The organism is Gemmobacter sp. (genome assembly GCF_016792925.1).
Lineage (GTDB): Bacteria > Pseudomonadota > Alphaproteobacteria > Rhodobacterales > Rhodobacteraceae > Gemmobacter.
The window spans coordinates 1-25,062 of record NZ_JAEULU010000124.1; the positions used below are offsets into that span (position 1 = coordinate 1).

At 67.2% G+C, this 25,062-nt stretch carries 26 protein-coding genes and 1 riboswitch; of the genes, 18 read left to right on the forward strand and 8 right to left on the reverse strand.

Annotated features, from left to right (window positions below; all coding sequences use genetic code 11):
• Positions 1-621, reverse strand: a 621-nt coding sequence (locus JNN06_RS06220) for a hypothetical protein (protein ID WP_291238728.1), incomplete at its 3' end; no start/stop codon positions are given.
• 150 nt (positions 622-771) lie between these two features.
• Here JNN06_RS06220 and miaB point away from each other — a divergent pair.
• From miaB to JNN06_RS06265, 9 genes are all read left to right on the forward strand, one after another.
• Positions 772-2,088: a tRNA (N6-isopentenyl adenosine(37)-C2)-methylthiotransferase MiaB gene (gene miaB / locus JNN06_RS06225; RefSeq protein ID WP_291238729.1), complete on the forward strand. Its 1,317-nt coding sequence runs from the start codon at positions 772-774 to the stop codon at positions 2,086-2,088.
• Positions 2,089-2,298: 210 nt separating this feature from the next.
• Complete coding sequence (locus tag JNN06_RS06230; protein ID WP_291238730.1) at positions 2,299-2,832, forward strand: OmpA family protein; 534 nt, start codon at positions 2,299-2,301, stop codon at positions 2,830-2,832.
• A gap of 8 nt (positions 2,833-2,840) precedes the next feature.
• Entirely contained in the window at positions 2,841-3,197 is a 357-nt protein-coding gene (locus JNN06_RS06235) for a hypothetical protein (RefSeq protein ID WP_291238731.1), read from the forward strand.
• A gap of 234 nt (positions 3,198-3,431) precedes the next feature.
• The gene (locus JNN06_RS06240) at positions 3,432-4,445 is read left to right on the forward strand and encodes a PhoH family protein (protein ID WP_291238732.1); all 1,014 of its coding nucleotides are present in this window, start codon (positions 3,432-3,434) and stop codon (positions 4,443-4,445) included.
• 139 nt (positions 4,446-4,584) lie between these two features.
• The gene (ybeY, locus tag JNN06_RS06245; RefSeq protein WP_291238733.1) at positions 4,585-5,112 is read left to right on the forward strand and encodes an rRNA maturation RNase YbeY; all 528 of its coding nucleotides are present in this window, start codon (positions 4,585-4,587) and stop codon (positions 5,110-5,112) included.
• Positions 5,113-5,133: 21 nt separating this feature from the next.
• Positions 5,134-6,036 carry a hemolysin family protein gene (locus JNN06_RS06250; RefSeq protein WP_291238734.1) on the forward strand — a complete coding sequence of 301 codons (903 nt, stop codon included), beginning with the start codon at positions 5,134-5,136 and terminating at the stop codon, positions 6,034-6,036.
• Entirely contained in the window at positions 6,033-7,496 is a 1,464-nt protein-coding gene (gene lnt, locus JNN06_RS06255; protein WP_291238735.1) for an apolipoprotein N-acyltransferase, read from the forward strand. Before JNN06_RS06250 ends, lnt begins: the two co-directional genes overlap by 4 nt.
• Positions 7,497-7,529: 33 nt before the next feature.
• Positions 7,530-7,578, forward strand: a riboswitch (SAM-SAH riboswitch).
• 7 nt (positions 7,579-7,585) lie between these two features.
• The gene (gene metK / locus JNN06_RS06260; RefSeq protein WP_291238736.1) at positions 7,586-8,755 is read left to right on the forward strand and encodes a methionine adenosyltransferase; all 1,170 of its coding nucleotides are present in this window, start codon (positions 7,586-7,588) and stop codon (positions 8,753-8,755) included.
• A gap of 114 nt (positions 8,756-8,869) precedes the next feature.
• Positions 8,870-9,745: a DMT family transporter gene (locus JNN06_RS06265; protein ID WP_291238737.1), complete on the forward strand. Its 876-nt coding sequence runs from the start codon at positions 8,870-8,872 to the stop codon at positions 9,743-9,745.
• Between the two features lie 95 nt (positions 9,746-9,840).
• On the opposite strand, the gene rpiA is transcribed toward JNN06_RS06265, so the two are convergent.
• Positions 9,841-10,623 (reverse strand): ribose-5-phosphate isomerase RpiA, encoded by a 783-nt coding sequence (gene rpiA / locus JNN06_RS06270; RefSeq protein WP_291238738.1) that lies wholly within the window; start codon positions 10,621-10,623, stop codon positions 9,841-9,843.
• A gap of 220 nt (positions 10,624-10,843) precedes the next feature.
• Between rpiA and JNN06_RS06275 the strand changes: the two genes are divergently transcribed.
• Genes JNN06_RS06275 through JNN06_RS06305 form a run of 7 tightly spaced genes read left to right on the forward strand, consistent with a single transcriptional unit; the run spans position 10,844 to position 16,803 of the window.
• Entirely contained in the window at positions 10,844-11,872 is a 1,029-nt protein-coding gene (locus tag JNN06_RS06275) for a ChuX/HutX family heme-like substrate-binding protein (protein ID WP_291238739.1), read from the forward strand.
• The gene (locus tag JNN06_RS06280; RefSeq protein ID WP_291238740.1) at positions 11,869-12,711 is read left to right on the forward strand and encodes an ABC transporter substrate-binding protein; all 843 of its coding nucleotides are present in this window, start codon (positions 11,869-11,871) and stop codon (positions 12,709-12,711) included. The genes JNN06_RS06275 and JNN06_RS06280 overlap by 4 nt, the downstream gene beginning before the upstream one ends.
• Before the next feature lie 4 nt (positions 12,712-12,715).
• Positions 12,716-13,747, forward strand: coding sequence for an iron ABC transporter permease (locus tag JNN06_RS06285; protein WP_291238741.1), 1,032 nt, complete (start codon positions 12,716-12,718; stop codon positions 13,745-13,747).
• A gap of 1 nt (position 13,748) precedes the next feature.
• Positions 13,749-14,528, forward strand: coding sequence for a heme ABC transporter ATP-binding protein (locus tag JNN06_RS06290; RefSeq protein WP_291238742.1), 780 nt, complete (start codon positions 13,749-13,751; stop codon positions 14,526-14,528).
• A 32-nt stretch (positions 14,529-14,560) separates the two neighbouring features.
• Complete coding sequence (gene exbB / locus JNN06_RS06295) at positions 14,561-15,571, forward strand: tonB-system energizer ExbB (protein WP_291238743.1); 1,011 nt, start codon at positions 14,561-14,563, stop codon at positions 15,569-15,571.
• A 3-nt stretch (positions 15,572-15,574) separates the two neighbouring features.
• Complete coding sequence (locus tag JNN06_RS06300; protein ID WP_291238744.1) at positions 15,575-16,003, forward strand: biopolymer transporter ExbD; 429 nt, start codon at positions 15,575-15,577, stop codon at positions 16,001-16,003.
• Positions 16,000-16,803: a TonB C-terminal domain-containing protein gene (locus JNN06_RS06305; RefSeq protein ID WP_291238745.1), complete on the forward strand. Its 804-nt coding sequence runs from the start codon at positions 16,000-16,002 to the stop codon at positions 16,801-16,803. The genes JNN06_RS06300 and JNN06_RS06305 overlap by 4 nt, the downstream gene beginning before the upstream one ends.
• Positions 16,804-16,944: 141 nt before the next feature.
• On the opposite strand, the gene fabA is transcribed toward JNN06_RS06305, so the two are convergent.
• Positions 16,945-17,454 (reverse strand): bifunctional 3-hydroxydecanoyl-ACP dehydratase/trans-2-decenoyl-ACP isomerase, encoded by a 510-nt coding sequence (gene fabA / locus JNN06_RS06310; RefSeq protein ID WP_291238746.1) that lies wholly within the window; start codon positions 17,452-17,454, stop codon positions 16,945-16,947.
• A gap of 87 nt (positions 17,455-17,541) precedes the next feature.
• On the opposite strand from fabA, the gene JNN06_RS06315 reads away from it, so the two are divergent.
• Entirely contained in the window at positions 17,542-18,795 is a 1,254-nt protein-coding gene (locus JNN06_RS06315) for an MFS transporter (RefSeq protein ID WP_291238747.1), read from the forward strand.
• Between the two features lie 53 nt (positions 18,796-18,848).
• Positions 18,849-19,295 carry an iron response transcriptional regulator IrrA gene (gene irrA / locus JNN06_RS06320; RefSeq protein WP_291238748.1) on the forward strand — a complete coding sequence of 149 codons (447 nt, stop codon included), beginning with the start codon at positions 18,849-18,851 and terminating at the stop codon, positions 19,293-19,295.
• 70 nt (positions 19,296-19,365) lie between these two features.
• Here the strand turns inward: irrA and JNN06_RS06325 are convergent, their stop codons facing one another.
• From JNN06_RS06325 to JNN06_RS06345, 5 genes are all read right to left on the reverse strand, one after another.
• Positions 19,366-20,085, reverse strand: a complete 720-nt coding sequence (locus JNN06_RS06325) for a porin (protein WP_291238749.1) — start codon at positions 20,083-20,085, stop codon at positions 19,366-19,368.
• 124 nt (positions 20,086-20,209) lie between these two features.
• The gene (locus JNN06_RS06330) at positions 20,210-21,964 is read right to left on the reverse strand and encodes a biotin carboxylase N-terminal domain-containing protein (RefSeq protein WP_291238750.1); all 1,755 of its coding nucleotides are present in this window, start codon (positions 21,962-21,964) and stop codon (positions 20,210-20,212) included.
• Positions 21,961-23,517 carry an urea amidolyase family protein gene (locus JNN06_RS06335; RefSeq protein WP_291238751.1) on the reverse strand — a complete coding sequence of 519 codons (1,557 nt, stop codon included), beginning with the start codon at positions 23,515-23,517 and terminating at the stop codon, positions 21,961-21,963. The genes JNN06_RS06330 and JNN06_RS06335 overlap by 4 nt, the downstream gene beginning before the upstream one ends.
• Positions 23,505-24,287: a putative hydro-lyase gene (locus JNN06_RS06340; protein WP_366812533.1), complete on the reverse strand. Its 783-nt coding sequence runs from the start codon at positions 24,285-24,287 to the stop codon at positions 23,505-23,507. The genes JNN06_RS06335 and JNN06_RS06340 overlap by 13 nt, the downstream gene beginning before the upstream one ends.
• Positions 24,284-25,051, reverse strand: coding sequence for a 5-oxoprolinase subunit PxpA (locus JNN06_RS06345; RefSeq protein WP_291238752.1), 768 nt, complete (start codon positions 25,049-25,051; stop codon positions 24,284-24,286). The genes JNN06_RS06340 and JNN06_RS06345 overlap by 4 nt, the downstream gene beginning before the upstream one ends.
• Between the last annotated feature and the right edge of the window lie 11 nt (positions 25,052-25,062).

Consider the following 25,062-nt stretch of genomic DNA (forward strand, 5'->3'; position numbering starts at 1 on the left):
GAACAGCGCGATGCGGTCGATCTTGCGCTTGGCCCAAGTCACATGTTCTTCAAATCGCCAGCGCAGCCCGCCGTAAAAATCCAGCTGACGGTCCTTGGGCTCCCAATTGCGGTCGGCATCCTTGCGGGCCAGCGCGTAATAGCCTGAGCGGTCCAGATGCGCATCCTCAAGGCTGACGGCATTGGGAAAGCGGCCCAGATCGCCCGCGTAAAGGTCGATCACATAGCTGAGGATCGCCGCGCGCCGCTCTTCGGTCTGGAAGGTGACCAGATCCACCACATTGCGCGTCTCGCAGAAGGGGAAGAACAGGTATTCCGCATTGTAGCAATAATAAAGCCAGGTGCCCGCCGGGGCGAGGGCGCCCAGCCGGTTGACCGCATAGGGGATGGCATCATCCTGATGCACGTCAAACCGGATGCGGTGGATCTTGGCCTCCAGCTCGGGATGGATCACAAGCTCGTCATCGCCCAGAACGATCAGCGCGCGAAACCCGGCCTTGAGGTGATGGCGCAGCGTCGAGTCGATTTCGGCCTGATCTTCCAGAAAAATGAGGGCGATCGGTCCCTTGGCCAGAACCGTTGCCGCCTTTTCCCTGAATTCGCCCATTCCCGCGTAGCGCATTTTGCCCGATCCGTTTCTTGGTCTTGCGCGCAGCATTGGGGAACATGGGGATTATTGCAAGCCGCTGGCTGCCAATGACGGTGCCCATGTTGCGGGAAGGGGCGCTTTTCGCTAGAAGGCGCGCTGATCCGCAGCAGGGGCCCCCAGACCATGACCGACGCGCCGAAGAAGCTGTTCATCAAGACCTATGGTTGCCAGATGAACGTCTATGACAGCGAGCGCATGGCCGAGGCGCTTGGCGCCAAGGGCTATGTGACCACTGAAGTGGCCGAAGAGGCGGACATGGTTCTGCTGAACACCTGCCACATCCGGGAAAAGGCGGCGGAAAAGGTCTATTCCGATCTGGGGCGGCTGCGGCCGTTGAAACAGGCCAAGCCCGATCTGAAAATCGGCGTCGCGGGCTGTGTGGCACAGGCCGAGGGCGAGGAGATCCTGCGCCGCATGCCGCTGGTCGATCTGGTCGTGGGGCCGCAAAGCTATCACCGGCTGCCGGAGATGGTCGAGGCCAAGGGCAAGGTGATCGACACCGATTTCCCCGAGGAAGACAAGTTTGAACACCTGCCCGAGCGCAAGACGCTGAAAGGGCCGACGGCATTTCTGACGGTGCAGGAGGGCTGCGACAAATTCTGCGCCTTCTGCGTGGTGCCCTATACGCGCGGGGCCGAGGTCAGCCGTCCGGTGGGCCGTCTGTTGACCGAGGCGCGCGATCTGGTCAGCCGGGGCGTGCGCGAGATCACGCTGCTGGGCCAGAACGTGAATGGCTATCACGGCGAGGGGGAGGGCGGTGCCTGGGGGCTGGCCCGGCTTCTGCGCGAGATGGCGGGCATCGAAGGGCTGGAGCGGCTGCGCTATACCACCAGCCATCCCAATGACATGGATGACGACCTGATCGCCGCCCATGCCGAGCTGCCGCAGCTGATGCCCTACCTGCATCTGCCCGTGCAATCGGGCAGCGACCGCATTCTGAAGGCGATGAACCGCAAGCATACGGCGGCGGAATATCTGCATCTGATCGGGCGCATCCGGGCGGCGCGGCCGGATATTCTGCTGTCTTCCGACTTTATCGTGGGCTTCCCCGGCGAGACCGAGGAGGATTTCGAGGCGACGATGGATCTGGTTCGGCAGGTGCATTTCGGTCAGGCCTTCAGCTTCAAATACTCGGCCCGCCCCGGCACCCCTGCCGCCGAAAAGCCCGAGCTTCCGGCCGAGGTGGCGGATGCCCGGCTGTACCGGCTGCAAGCCCTGATCACCGAGCAGCAGCGCGCCGCGCAACAGGCCATGGTCGGGCGCGAGGTCGGGGTTCTTTACGAGAAAACCGGGCGTCTGCCGGGGCAGATGGTGGGCAAGTCTGACCACCTGCATGCCGTCCATGTGACCGACCCCTCCGGCCAGGTCGGCGAGCTGGTGCGGGTGCGGATCACCGCCAGCAGCACCAATTCACTGGCCGCCGAGAGAATCAGCGCCTGATCCCCTGTTTCCAAATCGGCTCAAATGAGGTGATTCGCTGGGCGCATCAGTGGCGCACCGCAACAATTGGTGGGGCCAACCCCCTGACACCCATATATTTTGCTTTACTTCATATTTGAGTGACGTCATTGCTCAGAAGCATAATATCAAGTCACTTGGGTGAGATAAGGGAGCTGCGACGTGGAACGTATTTCCAAAGCAGTGCGAGTGATGATCGGGGGGCTCGCCATTGTGGCAGGGCTTGCGGGCGCTGCCAGCGCGCAAACCGCCCCTGAGGTCGCCGGGCGCATCGAATGGGGTGTTTGGGTCGATGATGACGGCTGCATGCACTGGTGGGCAGATGGCGGCCTGGAAGGCTATATGCTGGATCGGGTCAACCCGAAAACCGGCAAGCCGGTCTGCCTCAAGCGCAACACCTGCCTTGTCCAGAACACCGACACGCTGTTCGCCACCGACAGCCACAAGCTGACCTCCTCGGGCCGGGCCTATCTGCAACAGTTCTTCCAGCAGTCGGGCGCCTTTGGCTATGCCGTTTATGGCCATACCGACAGCCGCGCTTCGGATGAATACAACATGTCGCTGTCGCAGCGCCGGGCCAAGGCCGTGGCCGATGTGGCTCGTTCGGTCGGTGCGATGGTCGAGCGTGAAATCGGCTTTGGCGAGCGCCAGCCGATCGCCTCGAACAGCAGCGCGGCGGGCATGCAGCAAAACCGTCGCGTCGAAGTCGTCTGCTACCGGTGGTGATGAACATGATGAAACTCGTTCCGGGCCTCGCCCTTCTTTCCGTCACTGTGCTGGCAGGCTGCATCGAAGGGGTGAACCCCTATGTGCAAAGCCCCGATACCGTCATCGCCATTCCGCAGGATCGTGGCCGCGACAAGACCGGCCTCGCGCCGGGCGGTGGTGCGATCGCCTATGACCCCGACGGGTGCCAGGGCTGGATCATCGACGATGGCGTGGAAGGCTATTCCGGCCGTCGCTTCGACCCGGTTTCGGGCCTGCCGATCTGCAACAACCAGTATCCGCCGGGCACGGTTCTGCGCAACTATCAGACCATGGATGCGGGCATCAACGATTATGTGCCCTATGCCGGTCGCCGCACCCGCTGAGCGGATCGCTAAAATTTGATGCAAAGGCCGCGGCTCGCCGCGGCTTTTGTTTTTGGCTCTAATGGTGGTCTGTGGCTGCGGACATACAATCTCTGGGGCTGTTCTGTGGCGGATTTGCCTGATCTTTAGGCAATTGCGCGCAAATTCACGGGTATCGTACAGCTTTGTCTTGTTTCCTTAACCTCTGAAGCGCAGATTCGAGTCAGGAGCCCTCCAGTCGCAAAGGATTTCCCCTTGGGCATCAGCGCCTTGACCCCCCCGACCCGTGCCGACGACGTTGTCGAGACCCTGCTGGAATTTCCTGACAACCGGCTGCTGATCGACCTGTGCGGCGAATACGACCGCAATCTGGCGCAGATCGAGCATCAGATGGGGGTGCATATCTTGCGGCGCGGCAATCGCCTTGCCGTGATTGGCGACAAGGGCACCCGAGAACAGGCCGCCGCCGTCTTGCGCGCGCTCTATGCGCGACTGGAGGCCGGGCGAGCCATCAATGCAGGCGATGTCGAAGGCGCCGTTCGCATGGGGGTGCCAATGCCGGATATTCCGCGCGGGTCCGAGCAGATCGAGATGTTCGGCGCGGGCCAGATGGAGATTCGCACCCGCAAAAAGCCGATCGAACCGCGCACCGAGGCGCAAAAGGCCTATGTCGCCAATCTGTTCAGCCACGAGCTTGGCTTTGGCATTGGCCCGGCGGGCACCGGCAAGACCTATCTCGCCGTGGCGGTCGGGGTGACGATGTTCATTTCGGGCATGGTGGAGAAGATCATCCTCAGCCGCCCGGCTGTCGAGGCCGGCGAGCGTCTGGGCTTCCTGCCCGGCGACATGAAGGAGAAGGTCGACCCCTATATGCAGCCGCTTTATGACGCGCTGAACGACTTTCTGCCCGCCAAGCAGGTGCAGAAGCTGCTGGAGGAGAAGCGGATCGAGATTGCGCCGCTGGCCTTCATGCGCGGGCGCACGCTGTCCAATGCGTTCGTCGTGCTGGACGAGGCGCAGAATGCCACGACCATGCAGATGAAGATGTTTCTGACCCGTCTGGGCGAGGGCTCGCGCATGGTGATCACCGGCGACCGCACGCAGGTTGATCTGCCGCGCGGGGTGTCCAGCGGTTTGCAGGATGCCGAGCGGATTCTGAAAGATGTGAAGGGCGTGACCTTCAACTATTTCACCGCCAAGGATGTCGTGCGTCACCCGCTGGTCGGGCGGATCATCGAGGCCTATGACCGCGACGAGGCGCAGGGCTGATCTGAACAAGCGGGGGGCTGGCCCTCGCACCCGCCACTCCGCGGGGGCCAGCCCCCGCACCCCCGGGATATTTGGACCAAGATGAAGATGCGGCGCGAAGGGATTTGCGCCGCATCGTCGTTGAAGATAGAAGGCGGCCATGAGCGCTTGCGTCGAGATTGTCATCGAGGATGACCGCTGGGAGGCCTTCGGGCTGGAGGCGGCGGCACGCCGTGCGTTTCGCGTCACTCTGGCGCATCTGGGCCTGGACCCGGCGCTGTTTCAGGCGGTGGTCATGGGCTGTGACGATGCCCGCATCGCCGCGCTGAACGGCACCTTTCGCGACAAGGCCAAGCCCACCAATGTGTTGAGTTGGCCTTCGGAGGAGCGGGGCAGCGAATATGCGGGCGAGGCGCCGGATTTGCCAGAGACGGGAACCGCAGATGACCCCGCGCCGTTGGGGGATATTGCGATTGCCTGGGAGACCTGTGCGCGGGAAGCCGCCGAGCAGGGCAAATCGGCTGACGACCATGTCACGCATCTTCTGATACACGCGGTTCTGCATCTTTTGGGCTATGATCACGTTGATGATGAGGATGCCGAGCTGATGGAAGCGACCGAGCGGCAGGTTCTGGCCACCTTGGGCATTGCCGACCCCTATGAGACCGCCCCCGAGGGGGCAGAGTGAAACGCGCAGGATAAAGGACCGATGGGCAGTAGTTTCGAAGGATCGACCGTCACACCGCAACCCGCCTCTGGCGGCGCGGACCCGGAGGCAGACTCTTCCGAGGCCGAACGGCCTGGATTTTTCGGGCGGCTTCTGTCGGCCTTTTCCGGCAGCGACCCGCAGGAGGAGGACGCCCCGGCCACGACGGCGCCGGCCCCGCAGCAGCTGCCCGGTCTGGCCAATCTGCGCAAGTTGCGCGTGGATGACGTGGCCATCCCCAAGGTCGATATTGCGGCCGTGCCGCTGGACATTGGCAAGGACGAGCTGGTCGAAGTCTTCCGGGCGCAGGGTTTTTCGCGCTTGCCGGTCTACAAGGGCACTCTGGATCACCCGCAGGGCCTTGTTCTGCTGAAGGATCTGGCCTTGCAGCACGGCTTCGGCAGTGGTGGCCGGTTCAGCCTGAAGAAACTGCTGCGCCCGATCCTCTATGTGCCGCCCTCGATGCCCTTGCAGGTGCTGTTGCAGAAAATGCAGCGCGAGCGGGTGCATATGGCGCTGGTGATTGACGAATATGGCGGCGTGGACGGGCTGGTGACCATCGAGGACTTGATCGAGACCGTGATCGGCGAGATCGAGGACGAGCATGACGAGGCCGAGGGCGCGCTGTGGAAAGAGGAGGCGCCGGGGGTCTGGATGGTGCAATCCACCGCTGCGCTGGATGATGTGGAGACCGCCATTGGCGTGCGTCTGCGCAGCGGCGAGGATGACGAGGGCATCGACACGCTGGGGGGGCTGGTGTTCCTGCGCACCGGGCGCGTGCCCGCGCGCGGCGAGATCGTGGCGCATGAAAGCGGCGTCGCCTTCGAGGTGGTCGATGCAGATCCGCGCCGGATCAAGCGGTTGCGGCTGCGCTTGCCCAGCGACCAAGGTGGCGAGACCGCGTGACGCGCTGGATGCGCGATCTGGCCCCGGCCTTTGGCTGCGGGCTTTTGGCCGCTTCGGGGCAGGCGCCGCTTTCGCTTTGGCCGGTGGCGCTTGTCGGCTTTGCGGGGCTGGTCGCGCAGGTGGCGCGCAGCCAGACGGCGACGCAGGCGGCGGCGCGGGCCTGGGCGGCGGGCCTTGGGCATTTCGGCGCGGCGCTGTTCTGGATTGTTGAACCTTTTCTGATCGAGCCAGAGATCTATGGCTGGATGGCCCCCTTCGCCCTGGCGCTGATGGCCGGGGGGCTGGCGCTGTTTTGGGGCGGTGCGGGCTATCTGGCCGCGCGCTTGCCAGACCGGGCGATCAGCTTTGCCGTCGCGCTGGCCGGGATGGAGGCGCTGCGCGGGGTGATTTTCACCGGCTTTCCCTGGGCCATGCCCGGCCATATCTGGATCGACAGTCCGGTGGCGCAAGGCGCCGCGTATATCGGCGCCAATGGGTTGACATTGCTCACGCTTTTGGTGGCGGCGCTGCCTGTCCGGTGGCGGGGGCAGGGGGCCTTGCTGGCCTTTGCCGTGCTGGCGGCAGGCTATGCGGGCGGCGCGCTGCGCCTCGCCGCGCCCGAGCCAGAGCCGCCCGGCCTTGTGTTCCGCCTGGTGCAACCCAATGCCCAGCAGCACCTGAAATGGAACCCGGAGGCCGCCGAGGCGATCTTTCGCGGTCTGGCCGAGGCCACCGCCGCCGCGCCGCGCCCCGATCTGGTGATCTGGCCCGAAACCTCGCTGCCTTACCTTTACGCCCCCGGTCAGGATGCCGCCCTCGGGGCTGCGCAGGCGGCGGCGGGGGTGCCTCTGGCCATGGGGGTGCAGCGGCTGGAGGGGGCGGCAGCGTTCAACAGCCTCGCGGTTCTGGGGTCGGACGGCGTGCAGACGGCCCTTTACGACAAGGCGCATCTGGTGCCCTTTGGCGAATATGTGCCCTTTGGCGAGGCGCTGTATCGCTGGTTCGGCCTGCGCGCCTTTGCGGCCCGGCAGGGCTTTGGCTATGCCGCCGGGCCGGGCCCGCGCGTGTTGGACCTTGGTCCTATGGGCAAGGTTCAGCCGCTCATCTGTTATGAGGCGGTCTTTCCTTCGGCGCTGAACCAGCCCGATCAGCGCCCGGACTGGCTGCTGCATATTACCAATGATGCGTGGTTCGGCACCTTGACCGGCCCGTTCCAGCATGCCGCACTGGCCCGGCTGCGCGCGGTAGAGCAGGGCTTGCCGCTGGTTCGGGTGGCCAATACCGGCGTCACGCAGATGGTGGATGCGCGCGGGCGCGTGACCGCCGCGCTGCCCTTTGGCGTGGCCGCCCATCTGGATGCCGCCCTTCCCGGCGCGCTGCCGCCCACGCCCTATCGCCACTGGGGCGAGCTGCCGTTCCTGCTGTTGCTGGGCGGGCTCGGCCTGGCCCTGACCCTGCGGTTGCGGCGCCGTCACGCTTGACCGCGGGCGGGAAGGGGCGTAACGCTGACCCCCGAACTGTCACAACGGCTTCCTGGCGTGGCAGGGATACATGAACGGAGCACTTTCCCATGAGCAGACAAGATTATGTTTTCACCTCGGAATCCGTTTCCGAGGGGCACCCCGACAAGGTTTGTGACCGTGTGTCGGATGCGGTGCTGGACGCCTTTCTGACGGTCGAGCCGAATGCGCGCGTCGCTTGCGAGACCTTTGCGACCACCAATCGCGTTGTCGTGGGGGGCGAAGTTGGCCTGTCCGACAAGAAAAAGCTGAAAGAGATGCTGGACGGGGTCGAGCAGATCGTGCGCGATTGCGTGAAAGACATCGGCTATGAGCAGGACGAGTTCCACTGGAACACGCTGAAGGTGAAGAACCACCTGCACAAGCAATCGGCCCATATTGCTCAGGGGGTTGACCGTGACGGTGCGGGCGATCAGGGCATCATGTTCGGATATGCCTGCCGTGAGACGCCGGAGCTGATGCCCGCGCCGATCCAATACAGCCATGCCATCCTGCGCCGTTTGGCCGAGGTGCGCAAATCCGGCGAGCAGCCGACCCTGCGCCCCGATGCCAAATCGCAGCTGTCGCTCCGCTATGAAGGCGGCAAGCCGGTCGAGGTGACCTCCATCGTGCTGTCAACCCAGCACGAGAGCGAAAGCCAGACTTCCGACGACATCCGCGCCATCGTGGAGCCCTATATCCGCGAAGTGCTGCCCTCGGGCTGGATCACCGACAAGACCGAATGGTGGGTGAACCCCACCGGCACCTTCGTGATCGGGGGCCCTGATGGGGATGCGGGCCTGACGGGCCGCAAGATCATCGTGGATACCTATGGCGGGGCTGCGCCTCATGGCGGCGGCGCCTTCTCGGGCAAAGACCCGACCAAGGTGGACCGTTCGGCCGCCTATGCCGCGCGCTATCTGGCGAAGAACGTGGTGGCCGCCGGTCTGGCGGATCGCTGCACCCTTCAGGTCAGCTATGCCATCGGCGTGGCGAAGCCGCTGTCGATCTATGTCGATACTCATGGCACCGGCCAGGTGGATGAGGCCGCGATCGAGCGCGCCGTGGCCGAGGTGATGGACCTCACGCCGCGCGGTATCCGCGAGCATCTGGAGCTGAACCGCCCGATCTATGCCCGCACCTCGGCCTATGGTCACTTTGGCCGTGCGCCGGAGCAGGATGGCGGTTTCTCCTGGGAGAAGACCGACCTCATCGAGGCGCTGAAAAAAGCGGTTCGCTGAGCGACAAAGGGGCGCGGCGGATCACCTGCCGCGCCCTTGCCTTTTCTGTTCGCGCGCAAAAAGCGCAAGATCATGCAAGCCCGGCCCGCCGGATCAGGCTAGACCTGAGGCATGATGAACCTTTCCCTCTTCCTCGCCACCGTCCTGATCTGGGGCACCACCTGGATCGCCATTGCCTTTCAACTCGGGCCGGTGCCCGTGCTGGTGGCGGTGTTTCACCGCTTTGCCCTGGCCGCCGTGCTGATGCTGCCGGCGCTGATGCTGCTGCGACGGTTGACACCCGTGCCGCTGCGCCAGCACCGCTTCATCCTGTTGCAGGGCATCTGCCTGTTTTCGTTGAATTTCATCTGCTTCTACAATGCCACGCGCTTCATCCCCTCGGGGCTGGTCTCGGTAATCTTCTCGCTGGCGACCATCTATAACGCCGTCAATGCAAGGCTGATCTTTGGCGAGCGGGTGAAGCCTCGGGCGCTGCTGGCGACGGCCTTGGGGGCGGCGGGGCTGATCTGCCTGTTCGCGCCCGAACTCACCGGGCATGAGGTCAATGCCGAGGCGCTGAAAGGCATCGGCCTCGCGGCGCTTGGCACGCTGTTCTTCTCGCTGGGCAATATGGTCTCACGCCGCAATTCGGCGGCGGGCATTCCGCCGCTGACCGCGAATGCCTGGGGCATGGGCTATGGCGCGCTGATCCTGCTGGCGATCATCACCGCCACCGGCACGCCGTTGATGGCGCCAGAGGGCGGGCGCTATCTTTGGGCGCTGATCTATCTCTCGGTGGTGGGTTCGATCATTGGATTTACCACCTATCTCATGCTGGTCCAGCGCATCGGCACAGGCCGCGCCGCCTATGCCACCGTCTGCTTTCCGGTGATCGCGCTGATGGCCTCGGCCCGGTGGGAGGGCTTCATCTGGACCCCGCTGGCCGTGGCAGGGCTGGCCCTGACCCTTGCGGGCAATGCGGTGATGTTCCTGCCGCAACGGCAAAGATAGGGCCGCGCGGCCTGCCTTTTTCTGTCTGAAAATATCCTCTGGGGGTGCGGGGGGCGAAGCGCCCCCGCTGGCGACAGATGCCCCCAGCCCCGCGATCAGAAATCGGCGAAGATATTGTCGCTGTCGGCGAACTCGATCTGCTCGTCCAGCGTTTCGCCCGAGTTGATGTCGCGCGTCACCACCCGGCCATCGCCATGGCCGATGATCACCTTGTCGCAAATGTCGATGAACAGCCCGTTTTCCACCACGCCCGGGATCTGGTTCAGCACCAGTGCCAGCTGGCGCGGGTTGCCGATGCGTTTGAGGTGCAGGTCGACGATGTAATTCGCCTCATCCGTGACCAACGGCGCCTGGCCGTTCATGCGCAGCGTCACGTCGCGGTCCAGCACATCCATGCTGACCAGCGTTTCCTCGATCAGCGCCTTGGTGGTCTGCCAGCCAAAGGGGATCACCTCCACCGGCAGCGGGAAGGCGCCCAGCTGCGCGACCTCCTTGGCGGCATCGGTGATCACGATCATCTGGTCGCTGGCCGTCGCCACGATCTTTTCTTGCAACAGCGCTGCGCCGCCGCCCTTGATCAGGTTCAGCTGCGGGTCGAACTCATCGGCGCCGTCAATCGTCAGGTCCAGCCATTTGGCATCGTCCAGCGAGGTGACCGGCACGCCCAGGCTGCGCGCCAGCTCGGCGGTGCGGGTCGAGGTCGGCACGCCTTTGACGCGCAGGCCCTCTTCGCGGATGCGCTCGGCCAGGCAGCGCACCATCCAGGCGGCGGTGGAGCCGGTGCCGAGGCCCAGTTTCATGCCATCCTCGACAAAATCCACCGCGCGGCGGGCGGCAACGAATTTGGCCTTGTCGATGGGCGAAAGCTCTGCGGACATATGCGATTCCTCTGGCAGCAGGATTGCCGCGCTTATAGGCGCTTCGGCTCTTTGGCGCGAGGGCAAATAGCGCGGCGGAATTACTGACTTGAATTGTCGGAAAAGGCTGGTATGTAGCCAAGGTAAATTATCAACAATTCGCGCCCAGCCCGCCAGCCCCGCCCTTCGGCGCAAGGTCAGCCAGTGCCGCGCCTGTCGCCTTACCGCGAAAGGACTGGTCATGGCTGATACCTCGGTGCTGCACGCACTTTCCCCCGCCGAAATCCGTGCCCGTCGGGCCGAGAACCCCAAGCCCCGCGCCCGCGATTTCGCCGAAGGCCTTGGCCTGCCCGAGGCGGCGCTGGTGGCGGCGCATCTCGGCCATGGCGTGACCGCGATCGACGCCACGCCCGGGCGGCTCTTTCCGCTGATCGAGACCCTGGGCGAGGTGATGGCGCTGACCCGCAACGCCTCTTGCGTGCATGAGCGCGTCGGCGTTTACGAACCTTTCACCGATGGCATTCACGCCGCCATGGTTACCGGCGACGAGATCGACATGCGCATGTTCCCGAAGCACTGGGTGCATGGCTATGCGGTGGAGGACCACGGCAAGTGCAGTTTGCAGGTCTTTGATGCGGCGGGGGATGCGGTGCATAAGGTGCATCTGCGCGACACCTCCGATCACGCGGCCTTCGCGGCGCTGGTTGCCGCCTTGCGGGTTGATCGCGGCATGCCGCATTTCACCCCGCGCGCGGCGGTGGCGCCAGCCAAGGGCGATCCGGCGCAGGCCGAGGCCCTGCGTGCGGCCTGGGGCGCGATGACCGACACGCATCAGTTTCTGCCCATGGTGCAAAAGCTGGGGCTGAACCGGCTGGGCGCCAATCGCATCGCAGGCACACCGCTGGCGCGCGCGCTCTCGCCCGAGGCGGTGCATCTGGCGCTGCAACAGGCGGCTGAGGGCGCGGTGCCGGTGATGATCTTTGTGGGCAATATGGGCTGTATCCAGATCCATGGTGGCCTGATCGAAAATCTGGTGCCGATGGGGCCGTGGATCAATGTGATGGACCCGCGCTTCAACCTGCATCTGCGCGCCGATCACATCGCCGAGGTCTGGGCCGTGACCAAGCCCACCCGCAGCGGCGATGCCGTCTCGGTCGAGGCTTTCGATGCCGAGGGCAGCCTCATCCTGCAAATCTTCGCCTATCGCAAAAACCAGTCTGGCGAGGCGTGGAATGCGCTGGTGGCAGGCCTGCCGGGGGCTGCGGCATGATCCGGCTGGCGCTTGCCGTCGCGCTGAGTGTCGCGCCCGTCATCGCCGCCCCCGCGATGGCCGAGCCGTCGCGCATCGTGGTGCTGGGCGGCACGGCCGCCGAGATCGTCGCGGCGCTTGGCGCGCAAGACCGGCTGGTGGCGCGCGACAGCACCAGCACATTTCCCGAAAGCCTGACCGCCTTGCCCGATCTGGGGTATCTGCGAGCCTTGTCGCCCGAAGGCGTGCTGTCCGCCGCGCCCGACCTCATTCTGGCCGAGGCCGGGGCCGGGCCTGCCGAGGCCGTCGAGGTGCTGAAAGCGGCGGGTCTGCCCTATGTGACCGTGCCGGAGGGCTATGCCCCCGAGGCGGTTGCGGCCAAGATCTCCGTGATCGGCGCCGCGCTTGGCGCGGAAACCGCGGCCGCCGCGCTGGCCGGGCAGGTCGAGGCCGGGCTGGCCGAGGCCCGCGCCAAGGCCGCCCCGATCAGCCCGAAAAAGCGGGTGCTTTTCATCCTGTCGCTGCAAGGCGGCAAGGTGATGGCGGGGGGCGAGGGATCGGCGGCCGAGGCGATCATCGCGCTGGCCGGGGGCGTGAATGCCGCGACCGGCTTTCAGGGCTACAAGCCGATGACCGAGGAGGCCGTGCTGGCCGCCGCGCCCGATGCCATTCTGATGATGGACCGCAGTGGCCGGGGCGCCGTGATCCCCGAGGAGGTCATGGCGCTGCCCGCGCTGGCCGCCAGTCCGGCGGTGCAATCCGGCGCGGTGATCCGCATGGACGGGCTGAAACTGCTGGGCTTTGGCCCGCGCACCCCCGAGGCCGCAGCCGAATTGCGCGCCGCGCTTTACGGGGCGTGAGACGATGACCGGCCTGAGCCTCACCTATCCGGGGGATCGCAGCGCGCGGGCGGTGCGGTTGTCCTGGGGGCTGATGGCGGCTCTTGTCGGGGCGTCGCTGCTGGCTTTGGGGCTGGGGGCTGCCTCGGTGTCCCTGCCGGGGGTGGTGGGCGATCTGCTGGCCGGGCGCGGGGTGGCGCCGCAGGACCAGCTGGTGCTGATGCAGATCCGGTTGCCGCGTCTGGTGCTTGGCCTGTTGATCGGGGCCGCGCTTGGGGTGTCCGGCGCGCTGATGCAGGGACTGTTTCGCAATCCGCTGGCCGATCCGGGGCTGGTGGGCGTGGGGGCCGGCGCCGGTCTGGGGGCGGTTCTGGCCATCGTTCTGGGCGGGGCTGTTGCGGTATCGGTGCCGCTGGCGGCCTTTCTGGGCGCCTGGGGCGCTGTGGTTCTGCTCTACCGCGTGGCGACGCGGGGCGGGCAGACCTCGGTTGCGGTCCTGCTGCTGGCGGGCATTGCCTTGGCCGCGCTGGCCGGGGCTGCGACCGGGGTTCTGGTCTATCTGGCTGATGACCGGCAATTGCGCGACCTGACGTTCTGGTCCATGGGCTCGCTGGGGGGGGCCAGCTGGGCGAAATGCCTGTGGGCGGGCGCCTTTATCCTGCCGGTGCTGGTGCTGGCGCCGCGTCTTGGGGCGGGGCTGAACGCGTTGGCGCTTGGCGAGGCGGCGGCCCGCCAGATCGGCCATCCGGTCGAGCGCATCAAGACCCTGACTGTGCTGGCGGTGGCAGCGGCGACCGGGGCAGCCACGGCGGCGGCGGGCGGCATCGGCTTTATCGGCATCGTGGTGCCGCATCTGCTGCGGCTGGCCTCTGGCCCCGATCACCGCCGCCTTTTGCCCAATGCGGCCCTGCTGGGCGCAGCTTTGCTGGTGCTGGCCGATACGGGCGCGCGGCTGATCGTCGCCCCGGCAGAGCTGCCCATCGGCATCCTCACCGCCCTGCTGGGCGCGCCGGTCTTCCTGTGGATCCTGCTGCGGCAGGCCCGGTGGGAGGGCTGAGATGCTGATCGCCGAGAACCTGACGGTCACTCTGGGCCGCCGTCCCGTGCTGGACGGCGTGAGCTTTACCGCCCGCCCCGGCGAGGTGACGGCGATTGTCGGGCCGAACGGTTCGGGCAAGACCACGCTGCTGCGCGCGCTGTCGGGTGATCTGCCGTTTCGCGGGGCGGCCAGCCTGAATGGCGTGGCCATCGCCCGCGCGCCGGTCTGGCAACTGGCTGCGTTGCGGGCCGTGCTGGCGCAATCCACCCCCGTGGGCTTTGCCTTCACCGTGCTGGAGGTGGTGCGGCTGGGCCTTGGCGCCAGTGCCGGGCGCGAGACCGACCCGCGCGCGGCCCTGGCCCAGGTGGGCCTTGCGGGCTATGAGGCACGCCTGTTCCCCGAGCTTTCGGGCGGCGAGCAGGCCCGCGTGCATCTGGCCCGCGTGCTGGTGCAACTGGGCGCGCCGACCGGCCCCGATGGCCCGCGCTGGCTGTTTCTGGATGAGCCGGTGGCCGCGCTCGACATCGGGCATCAATTGCAGGTGATGCGGCTGGCCGCCGGTTTCGCCCGTGCCGGTGGCGGCGTTGTCGCCGTGCTGCATGACCTGAACCTGACGGCAGAATTTGCCACCACCACCACGCTTCTGGCGGGTGGACGGCTGGTCGCGCAGGGTCCCACCGCCGAGGTGCTGTGCGATACCCGCCTGAGCGCCGCCTATCGCTGCCCGATCCGCCTGAATGTCGCGCCCGAGGCCGGGCGCTGGTTCCTGCCACAGATGGCAGGGGCCTTGCACAGCTGACCCCTCTTTTTTTGGAAGACCACGAGACCGCCATGCGCCTGCCAGCCCTGATCCTTGCCGCCACCCTGTCGCCCTTGCCTTTGGCCGCGCAAGAGGCCACCGCACCGCAACCTCTGGTGCCGCCGCCGGTGACCTCGCCTCTGGCGCGCCCCGCCGAACCGGCGCCGCAGGTGGCGCCTGCGGCCCCGGCTGCGCCCTCGCCAGCTGCCGCCGCCGCGCCCGTGGCCCCCTCCGCGCCCGTGGCCCCCGCTTTGCCCGTGGCCCCCGGCGCCGCGCCGCCCGTGGCCGCGCCCGCCCCGGTAACGATGGCCCCCTCGACAGTGGCCCCGGCGACTGCCACGCCCCCGGCGGCGATGCCGGCCTTGCCCGGCCACGACCTCTCGCCCATGGGGATGTATGAGCAGGCGCATTGGGTGGTGAAAGCGGTGATGCTGTCGCTGCTGGCGGCCTCTTTCCTCAGCTGGACGGTGCTGCTGTATAAATCGGTGGAGATGCTGTTCGCCCGCCGCCGCCTGCGCCGCAGCCACCGCCTGTTGCATGCCGCGCCGGGGCTGGCCGAGGCGGGGCAAACCCTTGCGCGCCGCCGCGATCCCGTGGCTGTCATGGTGCGCGCGGTCTCTGACGAGCTGGACCGGTCAGCCCCTGCCCTGGCAGAGGCCGGTGGCGCGGGCGTCAAGGAGCGCGCCGCCTCGCTGGTCGAGCGGCTGGAGGGGCAGGCCTCGGCCCGCATCCGCCGTGGCACCGGGCTTTTGGCCACCATCGGCTCTACCGCGCCCTTTGTCGGGCTGTTCGGCACCGTCTGGGGCATCATGAATTCGTTCATCGGCATCGCTGAAACCAAGACCACCAACCTTGCCGTCGTGGCCCCCGGCATTGCCGAGGCGCTGCTGGCCACCGCCATCGGGCTGATCGCGGCCATTCCGGCGGTGGTGATCTACAACCATTTCGCCCGCGCGATTGCGGGCTATCGGCTGGCTCTTGGCGATGCGGGCGCGGCGGTGCTGCGGCATCTCAGCCGCGATCTCGATCTCAGGAAGGTGTGAGCCATGGCGGGCGGAATTCGCGAAAGCGACGATCTGGACGAGGCGCATGAGATCAACGTGACGCCCTTCATCGACGTGATGCTGGTGCTGTTGATCATCTTCATGGTGGCGGCGCCGCTTTCGACGGTGGATGTTCCGGTCAGCCTGCCGACGGCGGGCGTGCCCCCGGCGCAGCGCCCGGATCAGCCGTTGATCGTCACGCTTCAGGCCGATCTGGCGCTGTCCTTTGGCAATGCGCCCGTCCCACGCGAGGCGCTCGCCGCCACGATCCGGGCTGCCGCCGGGCCGCAAGCGCCCGACGCGCCAGAGCCGCGCATCTATCTGCGCGCCGACAAGGCGGTGCCCTATGGCGAGCTGATGGGGGTGATGCAGCTGCTGCGGGACGGGGGCTTTGCACAGGTCGCCTTGATGGCAGAGGAGGCCGCGCCATGACCGACTGGACCGATCACCTGACGCGGGGCCGCCGCTGGGCCGAGGCCGCGTTCTGGATGCTGGCGGCGGCGATGGTTGCCCTGTCGCTGGCGGCGGGCACGGCGCTGGCGCTGTGGCTCGATGTGAGTGTCGGCACGAAAACGGCCAAGGAAACCACGATCCTCATCGACCTGAACGCCCTGCCGCCGGTCGAGGCCCTGGCGCAATTGCCCGCGGCACCGGAGCCGGAGGTGGAACCCGTCCGCGAGCCTGAACCGGAGCCGGAGCCCGAACCGGAACCCGAGCCGCCGCCTGTGGTCAAGGCTGCTGTGCCCGACCCGCTGACCCCGCCGCCCGAGCCGAAGCCCGAGCCGAAACCGGAACCGAAGCCCGAGCCAAAGCCCAAAGCCAAACCGAAAGCCGAGCCCAAGCCCAAGCCGAAGGCCGAGCCGAAACCGCAAAAGCGCCAAAAGGCCGAAGCCAAGCCCAAGCCCGATGCGCCCCGCCTGAAGGCTGGCAGCGCCGGGTCCAAGGCCTCCAAGGGTGCAGCATCGGCCAATGCGCGCGCGAAATGGCATGCGAAGGTGCAGGCGCAGCTGACGCGGCAGTTGCAGAAGAAAAGCTTCAAGGCCAAGGGCACCAAGATGACCCTGCGTATCATGGTGGCCGGGGACGGTTCCTATTCGGCCGCGCTTGGCAAATCCAGCGGCCGGGCCGATCTTGACGCTGCGGTGATGGCGCAGCTCAGCCGTCTGGGCCGCCTCGCGCCGCCGCCGGATGGCAAGGGCGAGGTGCTGCGCCTGCCCGTCGTGCTGCGCTGAGGCCACGACGGCCCTGGCGGTTCGCGGACGGCAGGCCCTATAGGCCCGCAAACCGCGCGCGATATGGAAACGCGGTCTGGCAGTGCGCACCGCCAGACCGCGTTTTCAGGCACAGGGCGGCAGGCGCGCCGCAGGCAGGGCTCAGCTTTCGCTCAGCGCGACCTTCATGTCGGTGACCTGATAGATCACTTCCCCATCCGCCTCGACGATCCCGTTGGCAACGCCCATGGTCAGGCGGCGGGTCTGGATCGCCTTGGTGAAATCAACCTTGTAGGTCAGCATCTTGCGATCCGGGCGCACCATGCCGGTCAGCTTGACCTCGCCCACGCCAAGCGCATAGCCGCGCCCCAGCCAGCCGCGCCAGCCGAGGTTGAAGCCGGTCAGTTGCCACAGCCCGTCAAGGCCAAGGCAGCCCGGCATGATCGGATTGCCGGGAAAGTGGCAATCGAAGAACCACAGGTCGGGGGTAATGTCGAATTCGGCCACCACATGACCCTTGCCATGCAGCCCGCCATCGGCGGAGATTTCGGTGATCCGGTCCATCATCAGCATCGGCGGCGCCGGAAGCTGGGCATTGCCCGGCCCGAACAACTCGCCCCTTGCGCATTTCAGCAGGTCTTCCTTGGTGAAGCTCGTCGGATATGCGGTCATCTGGCCTCTGTCCCCAATATGCGTTGGTTCCCTCTACCACCCCGGCTTCCCTCGTGGCAAGGGTAGGGGGCGTAGTGGGAGAGTGGGATGTTCGGGCGGTTCTTGCTGGCTTCGGGGTTGGCCAATCTGGCGGACGGCGTGGCGCTGCTGGCCTGGGTCTGGGTTGCGTCGATGCTGACCCGTGATCCGGGGCTGATCGCGCTGGTGCCGATGGCGCTGCGCCTGCCATGGCCGCTGTTTGCCATTCCCGCCGGGCTGGTGGCGGATCGGGTGGACCGGCGGCGGCTGGTGGTGGCGATGGATCTGGTGCGCGCCCTCGCCTTTGCCGGGGCCGCGCTGGCGCTGTGGCTGGCCACGCCCTTGCCGCCAGCCCCGATGGCGGGCGTCTCCTCGGTGCCGCTGTTTGCCGGGCTGTGCCTTGCCGCGCTGGCCGTGGGCGTGGCCGAGGTGTTTCGCGACAATGCCGCGCAGACCCTGCTGCCTGCGCTGGTGCCAGCACAAGACCTTGAGAAAGCCAATGGCCGTCTCTGGACGGTCGAGGCGGTGGCGAACCAGTTGACCGGCCCGGCCCTTGGCGCGGCATTGCTGGGCACGCTGGTGGCGGCGCCCTTCCTCGCCAATGCGGCCGCCTATGGCATGGCCGGGCTGATGATGGCCGCAATGGCCGGGCGCTTTGCCCCGGAGCGGCAGGCGGAAAGCGCCTGGCGCGCCGATCTGGCCGAGGCCTTTGCCTTCATGCGCCGCCAGCCGCTGCTGCTGTGGCTGGCCTGTATCACCGGGCTTTGGAACCTGGGCGATGCGATGATGGTGTTTTCGCTGGTGCTGCATGCGCAGGAAAATATCGGCCTCAGCGCCCCGCAATATGGGGGCATTCTGGCGGCCGCGGCGGTGGGAGGGATGGCGGCGGGGCTGATGGGCGGCTGGTTGCCGGGGCGCATCGGGCCCTCGCTGACCGCGCGCATCATGTGCATCTGCGCAACGCTGGCCTATCTGGCCATGGCAGTGGTGCCCTCGGGGCTGTGGCTGGCGGGCTGCTATCTGATGCTGGAATTTTGCGGCATCAGCTGGAACATCGTCTCGGTCAGCACCCGGCAGCGGCTGATCCCTCCGGCGCTTTTGGGGCGGGTGAACAGCCTCTATCGACTGCTGGCCTGGGGCATGCTGCCGCTGGGCACGCTGTTGGCGGGGCAGATCATCAGCCATGCCGCGCCGCTGATCGGGCGGGCCGAGGCGCTGACGCTGCCGATCTGGCTGGGTGGCGGCATGCTTTTGCTGGTGATGCTGGTCGCGCAGGCGCCCTTGCGGCGCTATCTGCCGGGGCGGGCACAGCTTAGGGTTTGAAACTTCCCGCCATGAGGCCTAGATTGCAACGGCAACAAGAGACAGGCAAAGCCATGGGCGCACAGCTTCAAGACCGGCCACGGGACGAGGGGGCCAAAACCCGCGTCACCGAATGGCTGGCGCGCGGCAATCTGCGGCCCACGCGGCAGCGGGTGCAACTGGCAACGCTGCTGGTGGGCGATGGCGAGGATCGCCATGTGACGGCAGAAAGCCTCTATGCCTTGTCGGCCAGCGGGCCGGAGAAGGTCAGCCTTGCCACCGTCTACAACACGCTGCGCGCCTTTTGCGATGCGGGGCTGATGCAGGAGGTGGTGGTCGATGGCGCCAAAAGCTATTTCGACACCCGGATGGACGATCACCCGCATTTCTTCTGGGAAGACAGCGCCACGCTGACCGATGCGCCGGCCGATCAGCTGGAAATCGCGCGCCTGCCCGAGGCGCCGGAGGGCACCGAGGTGGCGCGGGTCGATGTGGTGATCCGCTTGCGGCGCAAGGGATAACAGGGCCCGAAACATGGGAAAAAGCCGGGCGCGAGGCCCGGCTTTCGTCTGTCTGGCGGCTGTGGCCCGATCAAAGACCGGGCAGCGCGTTCAACAGCGAGCGCGCCCCGAAGGTCGTGCCGCCATTGGGGCCGAATTTGAAATCCACGCCCAGTTTCAGATAGGTTTCGTCGATGGAGGTGGCGCTGTCATCGGCGCTGACGCGACCGATTTCGCCCTTCAGCATGGTGGCGCTGCCCAGCATGTAATCGGCCCCGATGCCAAAGCGGGTGGCATCGGCCACTCCGTTCGACGAGATGTGATCCACCGAAACGCCCATGCCCACCGCATCGGCCACCGGCATGCGCGCGGCGATCCCGGCCATGGTGCCATTGCTGCCCGGCTCGTCCACCACGGCGATATAGGCATCCATCTGGGCCGCGCCGAGGCTGCGGGCATATTCCGCCCCCCAGAAATCTTCGGAGCCTTCGATGCGGTCCCAGCCGTAGAAAATCCCTGCGGCGCTGCCATCATTGAAGGTCATGCCCAGGTGGTTGGTCATGCTCAGCGCGTTTTCATCCAGCGCATGCAGGCCCGAATAGCCCAGATCGGTCTGCATCAGGAAGCGGCTGCCAAAGTTCCACTGCACCTGACCGTCGATCGAGGATTTGGCGTAATCGGTATCCGAGGTCAGCAAGGAATGGCTGACGCCGACGCGGCCACCGGCAAATTCGGCCTGCGCGAGGGTCGGCAGGGTGGCGATGGCAAGGGTGCAAAGCGCGAAAGCGCCGTGAATCGCGGTGAAACGCATGGACTGGCTCCTGTAACCGGGCTGTTCGCCCGCACTGCTGCTCTGGCCGTTTTGGCCTTTCTTATGCGCAGAATAGCGGCAGAGGCCGGGGCGCGTCCAGCGGGAATGCGCCCCGGCCCAAGGCTCAGGCGACGATCCGCGCCAAGGGGGCGCCAAAGGCCAGGATGCTGCCCTCGGCGACCAGCTGCGACAGGCGGCCCGGCTGCGGGGCTTCGATGCGGGTTTCCATCTTCATGGCCTCCATCACGGCAATGGCCTCGCCTGCCGCAACCTCCTGTCCCTCGGGCAAAAGCCAGCGCGTCAGGCTGCCGGACACCGGGGCCGTGACAGTGCCCGGCGCCTCTGCCGCCGCTGCGGCGGGCTGTGGCGCCGGGGCCGAGCCGAACAGCGCCAGCGGCAGGCCAACGCGGTGGCGCCGCCCGTCGATCTCGATCTCGCCGCGCCAAAGGCCGGGCTCCGATGCGGGCGCCACCCGGGCGTGGCCCGCCAGATCGGCGCGGAACTCGGTCTCGATCCAGCGGGTATGCACCTTGAAATCGCGGGCAAAATCGGGGTCGGCCACCACGGCGCGGTGGAAGGGCAGCACGGTTGCCACCCCCTCGACCTCAAATTCCGCCAGCGCGCGGGCGGCGCGGGCCAAAGCCTCGGCCCTGGTGGCGCCGGTGACGATCAGCTTGCCCATCAGGCTGTCGAATTGCGGCGCAACCGCATCGCCCGCCGTCACGCCCGCATCCAGCCGCACCCCCGGCCCGCCGGGCACCTGCCAGCGGGTCACCGGGCCCGGCGTCGGCAGAAAGCCCCGGCCCGGGTCTTCGGCATTGATGCGGAACTCGATGGCATGGCCGCGCGGCTCGGGTGCGGTTTCATCGGCCAATTCCGCACCCTCGGCCACGCGGATCATGGCTCGCACGAGGTCGATGCCGGTCACTTCCTCGGTCACGGGATGTTCGACCTGAAGTCTGGTATTGACCTCCAGGAAGCTGAGAACCCCTTGCGACGACAGCAGAAATTCTACCGTGCCCGCGCCGGAATACCCGGCCTTGCGGCAGATCGCCTGCGCCGAGGCGAGGACGCGGGCAGTGATCTCGGGCGGCAGGAAGGGGGCGGGGGCCTCCTCCACCAGTTTCTGATTGCGGCGTTGCAGGCTGCAATCGCGGGTGCCCAGCACTTTCACCCGGCCATGGCGATCGGCCAGAACCTGCGCTTCGATATGGCGGGGCTTGTCGAGGAATTGTTCCACGAAACACTCGCCCCGGCCAAAGGCGGTTTCGGCCTCGCGGGTGGCGCTGTGAAACAGCTCCTCCACTTCCTCCATGGCCCAGGCCACCTTCATGCCGCGCCCGCCGCCGCCATGGGCGGCCTTGATGGCGACGGGAAGGCCATGGGCCATGGCGAAGGCGCGGGCCTCTGCCGCGGTGACCGGGCCGGGGCTGCCTGCGACCAGCGGCGCGCCGACGCTTTCGGCGATGGCACGGGCGGCGATCTTGTCGCCAAGCGCTTCGATCACCGCAGGATCGGGGCCGATCCAGATCAGCCCCGCGCCTTGCACGGCGGCGGCGAATTCGGCGCGTTCGGACAGGAAGCCATAGCCCGGATGGACCGCATCGGCCCCGGCGCGGGCCGCGATCTCCAGCAATTTGGCAATGTTCAGATAGGTTTCCGCCGGGCTGCTGCCCTCCAGCGCGAAGGCGCGGTCGGCCTGGCGCACATGCAGGGCGTTGCGATCCGCATCGGCATAAACGGCAATGCTTTCAATGCCCTCGTCGCGGCAGGCCCGCAGGATGCGCAGGGCGATCTCGCCCCGGTTGGCGATGAGGATGCGGCGAATGCGGCGCGCGGGCGGGGCGGTGTCTTGCAGGAAAAGCGGGCTGTGGGTCATGGCGCGATCTCGGCAAAGGGGTGGGCGGCGGCAAAGCGGATGCGGGCGCCGGGGGGCAATTGGCCTGCGAGGGTCAGGGCCTCGGGCAGCAGGGTGGCGATCACGGGATAGCCGCCGGTCAAAGGGTGATCGGCCAGAAACAGCACCGGCAGGCCGGAATGCGGGATCTGGATGGCGCCGGGGGCGGTGCCCTCGGAGGGCAGCTCGCGCAGGGGGCGGCTGAGCGCCTGCCCGCCAAGGCGCAGCCCAGTGCGCGAGGCCTCGGGCGTCACTTCCCAGGTCTGTGACAGGAACAGCGCCACCTGATCGGCGGGAAACCAGTCGGTGCGCGGGCCCAGCGTCACCGGCAGGGTGACCACATCGCCGGGGGCGGGCAGGCTGTCAGTGGGCGGGCTTTCGGTCACCGGCCCGGCGGGCTGGGTGTCCAGCCCGATCACATCGCCCGCCACCAGCGCCTCGGGGCCGAGAGCGGCCAGCGTGTCCCGCGCGGCAGAGCCCAGAATGCGGGGCGCCACAAAGCCGCCGCGCCGGGCCAGATAGCCACGCATCCCGGCGGCGGGGGGCGTCAGCGCCAGCACCTCGCCCGCGTCCAGCGCGAAGGGGCGGCGGATGTCGATCACCGTGGCCGGGCTGCCCTCGATCACGGCGGTGCCGATGGCGCCGGCCAGCGCCAGCTCGACCGGCTGATCCACCGTCAGGCGGATCGGGCCAAGCGTCAGCTCCAGCGCGGCGGCCTTGGGCGGGTTTCCGGCCATGCGATTGGCCCGCCGCAGCGCGCCGGGGTCCATCGCGCCCGAGCGTGCGACGCCCTGCGCTGCCCGGCCGGGGCGGCCGGTATCCTGCACGGTGATCGGGAAGGCGGTGGAGAGAATCCGAAGGCCCTGCAAAGGTTTGGGGGGCAGCTCGGCAGCGGGATAGATGGCATGGCGCGCGACAAAGCGCACCGTGCCGCCGGGTTGCAGCAGCGCAGGCGGATCGCGCGCAACGTCCCACATTGGCAGGTTGGTGGTGCCGATCAACTGCCAGCCGCCGGGGCTGGCTTGCGGATAGACGCCACCGAACCGCCCGGCCAAGGCCACCGATCCGGCAGGGATGCGGGCGCGGGGGCTGGCGCGGCGCGGCAGGTCAAAGCGCGGATCGTCGCAGGTCAGATAGGCAAAGCCGGGAGCAAAGCCGCAAAAGGCCACCTGCCATTCGGCGGTCTGATGGGCGGCGACCACCTCGGCGGGGGAAAGCTGCATCAGGCGCGCCACATCCTCCAGATCGGCACCATCATAGGTGACAGGAATTTCGGTGGCCGCGCGAGTCTCGGTTGCGCGCGCCGGGGCCGGGGGCAGGGCGCGCAGCCGGGCCGCCAGCGCGGCATCGACCTGAAAACCGGGGCGCAGCCGCAGCATCAGCGTGCGCGCCGCAGGGATCACCTCGGCCACCTCGGGCAGGGCGGCGGCCTCCAGCGCGTCAAACAGCGCAAGGGTCGCCGCCAGATCGGGCAGCTCGATCAAGGTGCAATCGGGGGCGACGGGCAGAAAGCGCATCGGTGTCACACTTGCCATTGATGATCGGGTGTATCGGTCAGGAACATGTGGCCCGGCGCATGGGTGATGGCAAATGGCGGGCGCGAGGCCATGAGGGCGGCCTGAGGCGTGACACCACAGGCCCAGAACACCGGCACCTCGCCGGGGCGCATCTCCACCGCGTCGCCGAAATCGGGGCGGGCCAGATCGGCAATGCCAAGCGCCTCGGGGCAGCCAATATGCACCGGCGCCCCATGGACACCGGGATACCGGCCCGAGATCACCGCCGCCTCGGCCACGCGATCCGCCGGGATGGGCCGCATCGAGACCACCATCGGCCCTTGCAGGCGCCCCGCCGGGCGGCAGGGCCGGTTGGTCAGATACATCGGCACATTGCAGCCCTGCGCGATGTGGCGGATCTCGATCCCGGCCTGTCGCAGCGGGGTTTCAAAGGTGAAGGAACAGCCGATCAGAAAGGCCACCAGATCGGGCTGGCTGTCCCAGGCGGCGCTGGCATCGGCGGTTTCTTCGACCATGACACCATCGCGCCATATCCGATACAGCGGCACGTCGCGGCGCAGATCGGCATCGGGCGCCAGAACCGTGCGGATGCTGCCCGGCTCGGTCACGTCCAGCACCGGGCAGGGACGGGGATTGCGCTGTGCAAAAAGCAGGAAATCAAAGGCCCAGTCGCGCGGCAGGGCGATCAGATTGCACTGGGTGAAGCCCGGCGCCATGCCTGCCGTGGGGGCGACATGCCCGGCGCGAAAGGCGGCGCGGGCGCCCTGCGGGGTGGAAAACGCGGTCATTCGGCCCTCACAAAAGGTTGGATGGCAACGCCCGCCGCCAGCAGGCGCTGGCGGATGCAGCCCGAGATGGCGACGGCGCCGGGGCTGTCACCATGCACGCAGATGCTGTCGGCCTTCAGGCGCAACAGGGTTCCATCTGCCGCCTCGATCTCGCCCGAACGGGCCAGCCGCACCATGCGCGCGGCGATCAGTTCGGGGTCATGCAGCACGGCGCCGGGCTCGCGCCGCGACACCAGCTGCCCGTCGGGACGATAGGCCCGGTCGGCAAAGGCCTCGGCCACGACCCGCAGCCCCTCGGCCTGCGCCTGAGCCAGGATGGGCGCGCCCGCAAGACCCATCAGGATCAGGCCGGGATCCACCGCCTTGATCCCCGCAAGGACCGCCGCGCCCTGCCGGGCATCATGAGCGATGCGGTTGTAAAGGGCACCATGCGGTTTCACATAGGAAACGCGCGTGCCTGCCGCCCGCGCCAGCCCTTGCAGCGCGCCGATCTGATAGATCGTATCGGCGGTCAGATCGGCCGGGGCCACATCCATGTCGCGGCGGCCAAAGCCGCCCCGGTCAGGATAGCTGACATGTGCCCCCACCGCGACCCCGCGCGCCGCCGCCTGCCGCAGACAGGCCAGGATACCGGAGGGGTCGCCCGCGTGAAAGCCGCAGGCGATATTGGCGGAACTCACGATCTCCAGCATGGCGGCATCGTCGCCCATGGTCCAGGCGCCATAGCCCTCGCCCAGATCACTGTTCAGGTCGATGGTGGTCATGGTCTGCCTCT

Excerpts from the sequence above, each read along its gene's own strand:
- miaB (WP_291238729.1), top strand. The coding sequence starts at position 772 with ATGACCGACGCGCCGAAGAAGCTGTTCATCAAGACCTATGGTTGCCAG.
- JNN06_RS06230 (WP_291238730.1), top strand. The coding sequence starts at position 2,299 with ATGATCGGGGGGCTCGCCATTGTGGCAGGGCTTGCGGGCGCTGCCAGC.
- JNN06_RS06235 (WP_291238731.1), top strand. The coding sequence starts at position 2,841 with ATGAAACTCGTTCCGGGCCTCGCCCTTCTTTCCGTCACTGTGCTGGCA.
- ybeY (WP_291238733.1), top strand. The coding sequence starts at position 4,585 with ATGAGCGCTTGCGTCGAGATTGTCATCGAGGATGACCGCTGGGAGGCC.
- JNN06_RS06250 (WP_291238734.1), top strand. The coding sequence starts at position 5,134 with ATGGGCAGTAGTTTCGAAGGATCGACCGTCACACCGCAACCCGCCTCT.
- metK (WP_291238736.1), top strand. The coding sequence starts at position 7,586 with ATGAGCAGACAAGATTATGTTTTCACCTCGGAATCCGTTTCCGAGGGG.
- JNN06_RS06265 (WP_291238737.1), top strand. The coding sequence starts at position 8,870 with ATGAACCTTTCCCTCTTCCTCGCCACCGTCCTGATCTGGGGCACCACC.
- rpiA (WP_291238738.1), bottom strand. The coding sequence starts at position 10,623 with ATGTCCGCAGAGCTTTCGCCCATCGACAAGGCCAAATTCGTTGCCGCC.
- JNN06_RS06275 (WP_291238739.1), top strand. The coding sequence starts at position 10,844 with ATGGCTGATACCTCGGTGCTGCACGCACTTTCCCCCGCCGAAATCCGT.
- JNN06_RS06280 (WP_291238740.1), top strand. The coding sequence starts at position 11,869 with ATGATCCGGCTGGCGCTTGCCGTCGCGCTGAGTGTCGCGCCCGTCATC.
- JNN06_RS06285 (WP_291238741.1), top strand. The coding sequence starts at position 12,716 with ATGACCGGCCTGAGCCTCACCTATCCGGGGGATCGCAGCGCGCGGGCG.
- JNN06_RS06290 (WP_291238742.1), top strand. The coding sequence starts at position 13,749 with ATGCTGATCGCCGAGAACCTGACGGTCACTCTGGGCCGCCGTCCCGTG.
- exbB (WP_291238743.1), top strand. The coding sequence starts at position 14,561 with ATGCGCCTGCCAGCCCTGATCCTTGCCGCCACCCTGTCGCCCTTGCCT.
- JNN06_RS06300 (WP_291238744.1), top strand. The coding sequence starts at position 15,575 with ATGGCGGGCGGAATTCGCGAAAGCGACGATCTGGACGAGGCGCATGAG.
- JNN06_RS06305 (WP_291238745.1), top strand. The coding sequence starts at position 16,000 with ATGACCGACTGGACCGATCACCTGACGCGGGGCCGCCGCTGGGCCGAG.
- fabA (WP_291238746.1), bottom strand. The coding sequence starts at position 17,454 with ATGACCGCATATCCGACGAGCTTCACCAAGGAAGACCTGCTGAAATGC.
- JNN06_RS06315 (WP_291238747.1), top strand. The coding sequence starts at position 17,542 with ATGTTCGGGCGGTTCTTGCTGGCTTCGGGGTTGGCCAATCTGGCGGAC.
- irrA (WP_291238748.1), top strand. The coding sequence starts at position 18,849 with ATGGGCGCACAGCTTCAAGACCGGCCACGGGACGAGGGGGCCAAAACC.
- JNN06_RS06325 (WP_291238749.1), bottom strand. The coding sequence starts at position 20,085 with ATGCGTTTCACCGCGATTCACGGCGCTTTCGCGCTTTGCACCCTTGCC.
- JNN06_RS06330 (WP_291238750.1), bottom strand. The coding sequence starts at position 21,964 with ATGACCCACAGCCCGCTTTTCCTGCAAGACACCGCCCCGCCCGCGCGC.
- JNN06_RS06335 (WP_291238751.1), bottom strand. The coding sequence starts at position 23,517 with ATGGCAAGTGTGACACCGATGCGCTTTCTGCCCGTCGCCCCCGATTGC.
- JNN06_RS06340 (WP_366812533.1), bottom strand. The coding sequence starts at position 24,287 with ATGACCGCGTTTTCCACCCCGCAGGGCGCCCGCGCCGCCTTTCGCGCC.
- JNN06_RS06345 (WP_291238752.1), bottom strand. The coding sequence starts at position 25,051 with ATGACCACCATCGACCTGAACAGTGATCTGGGCGAGGGCTATGGCGCC.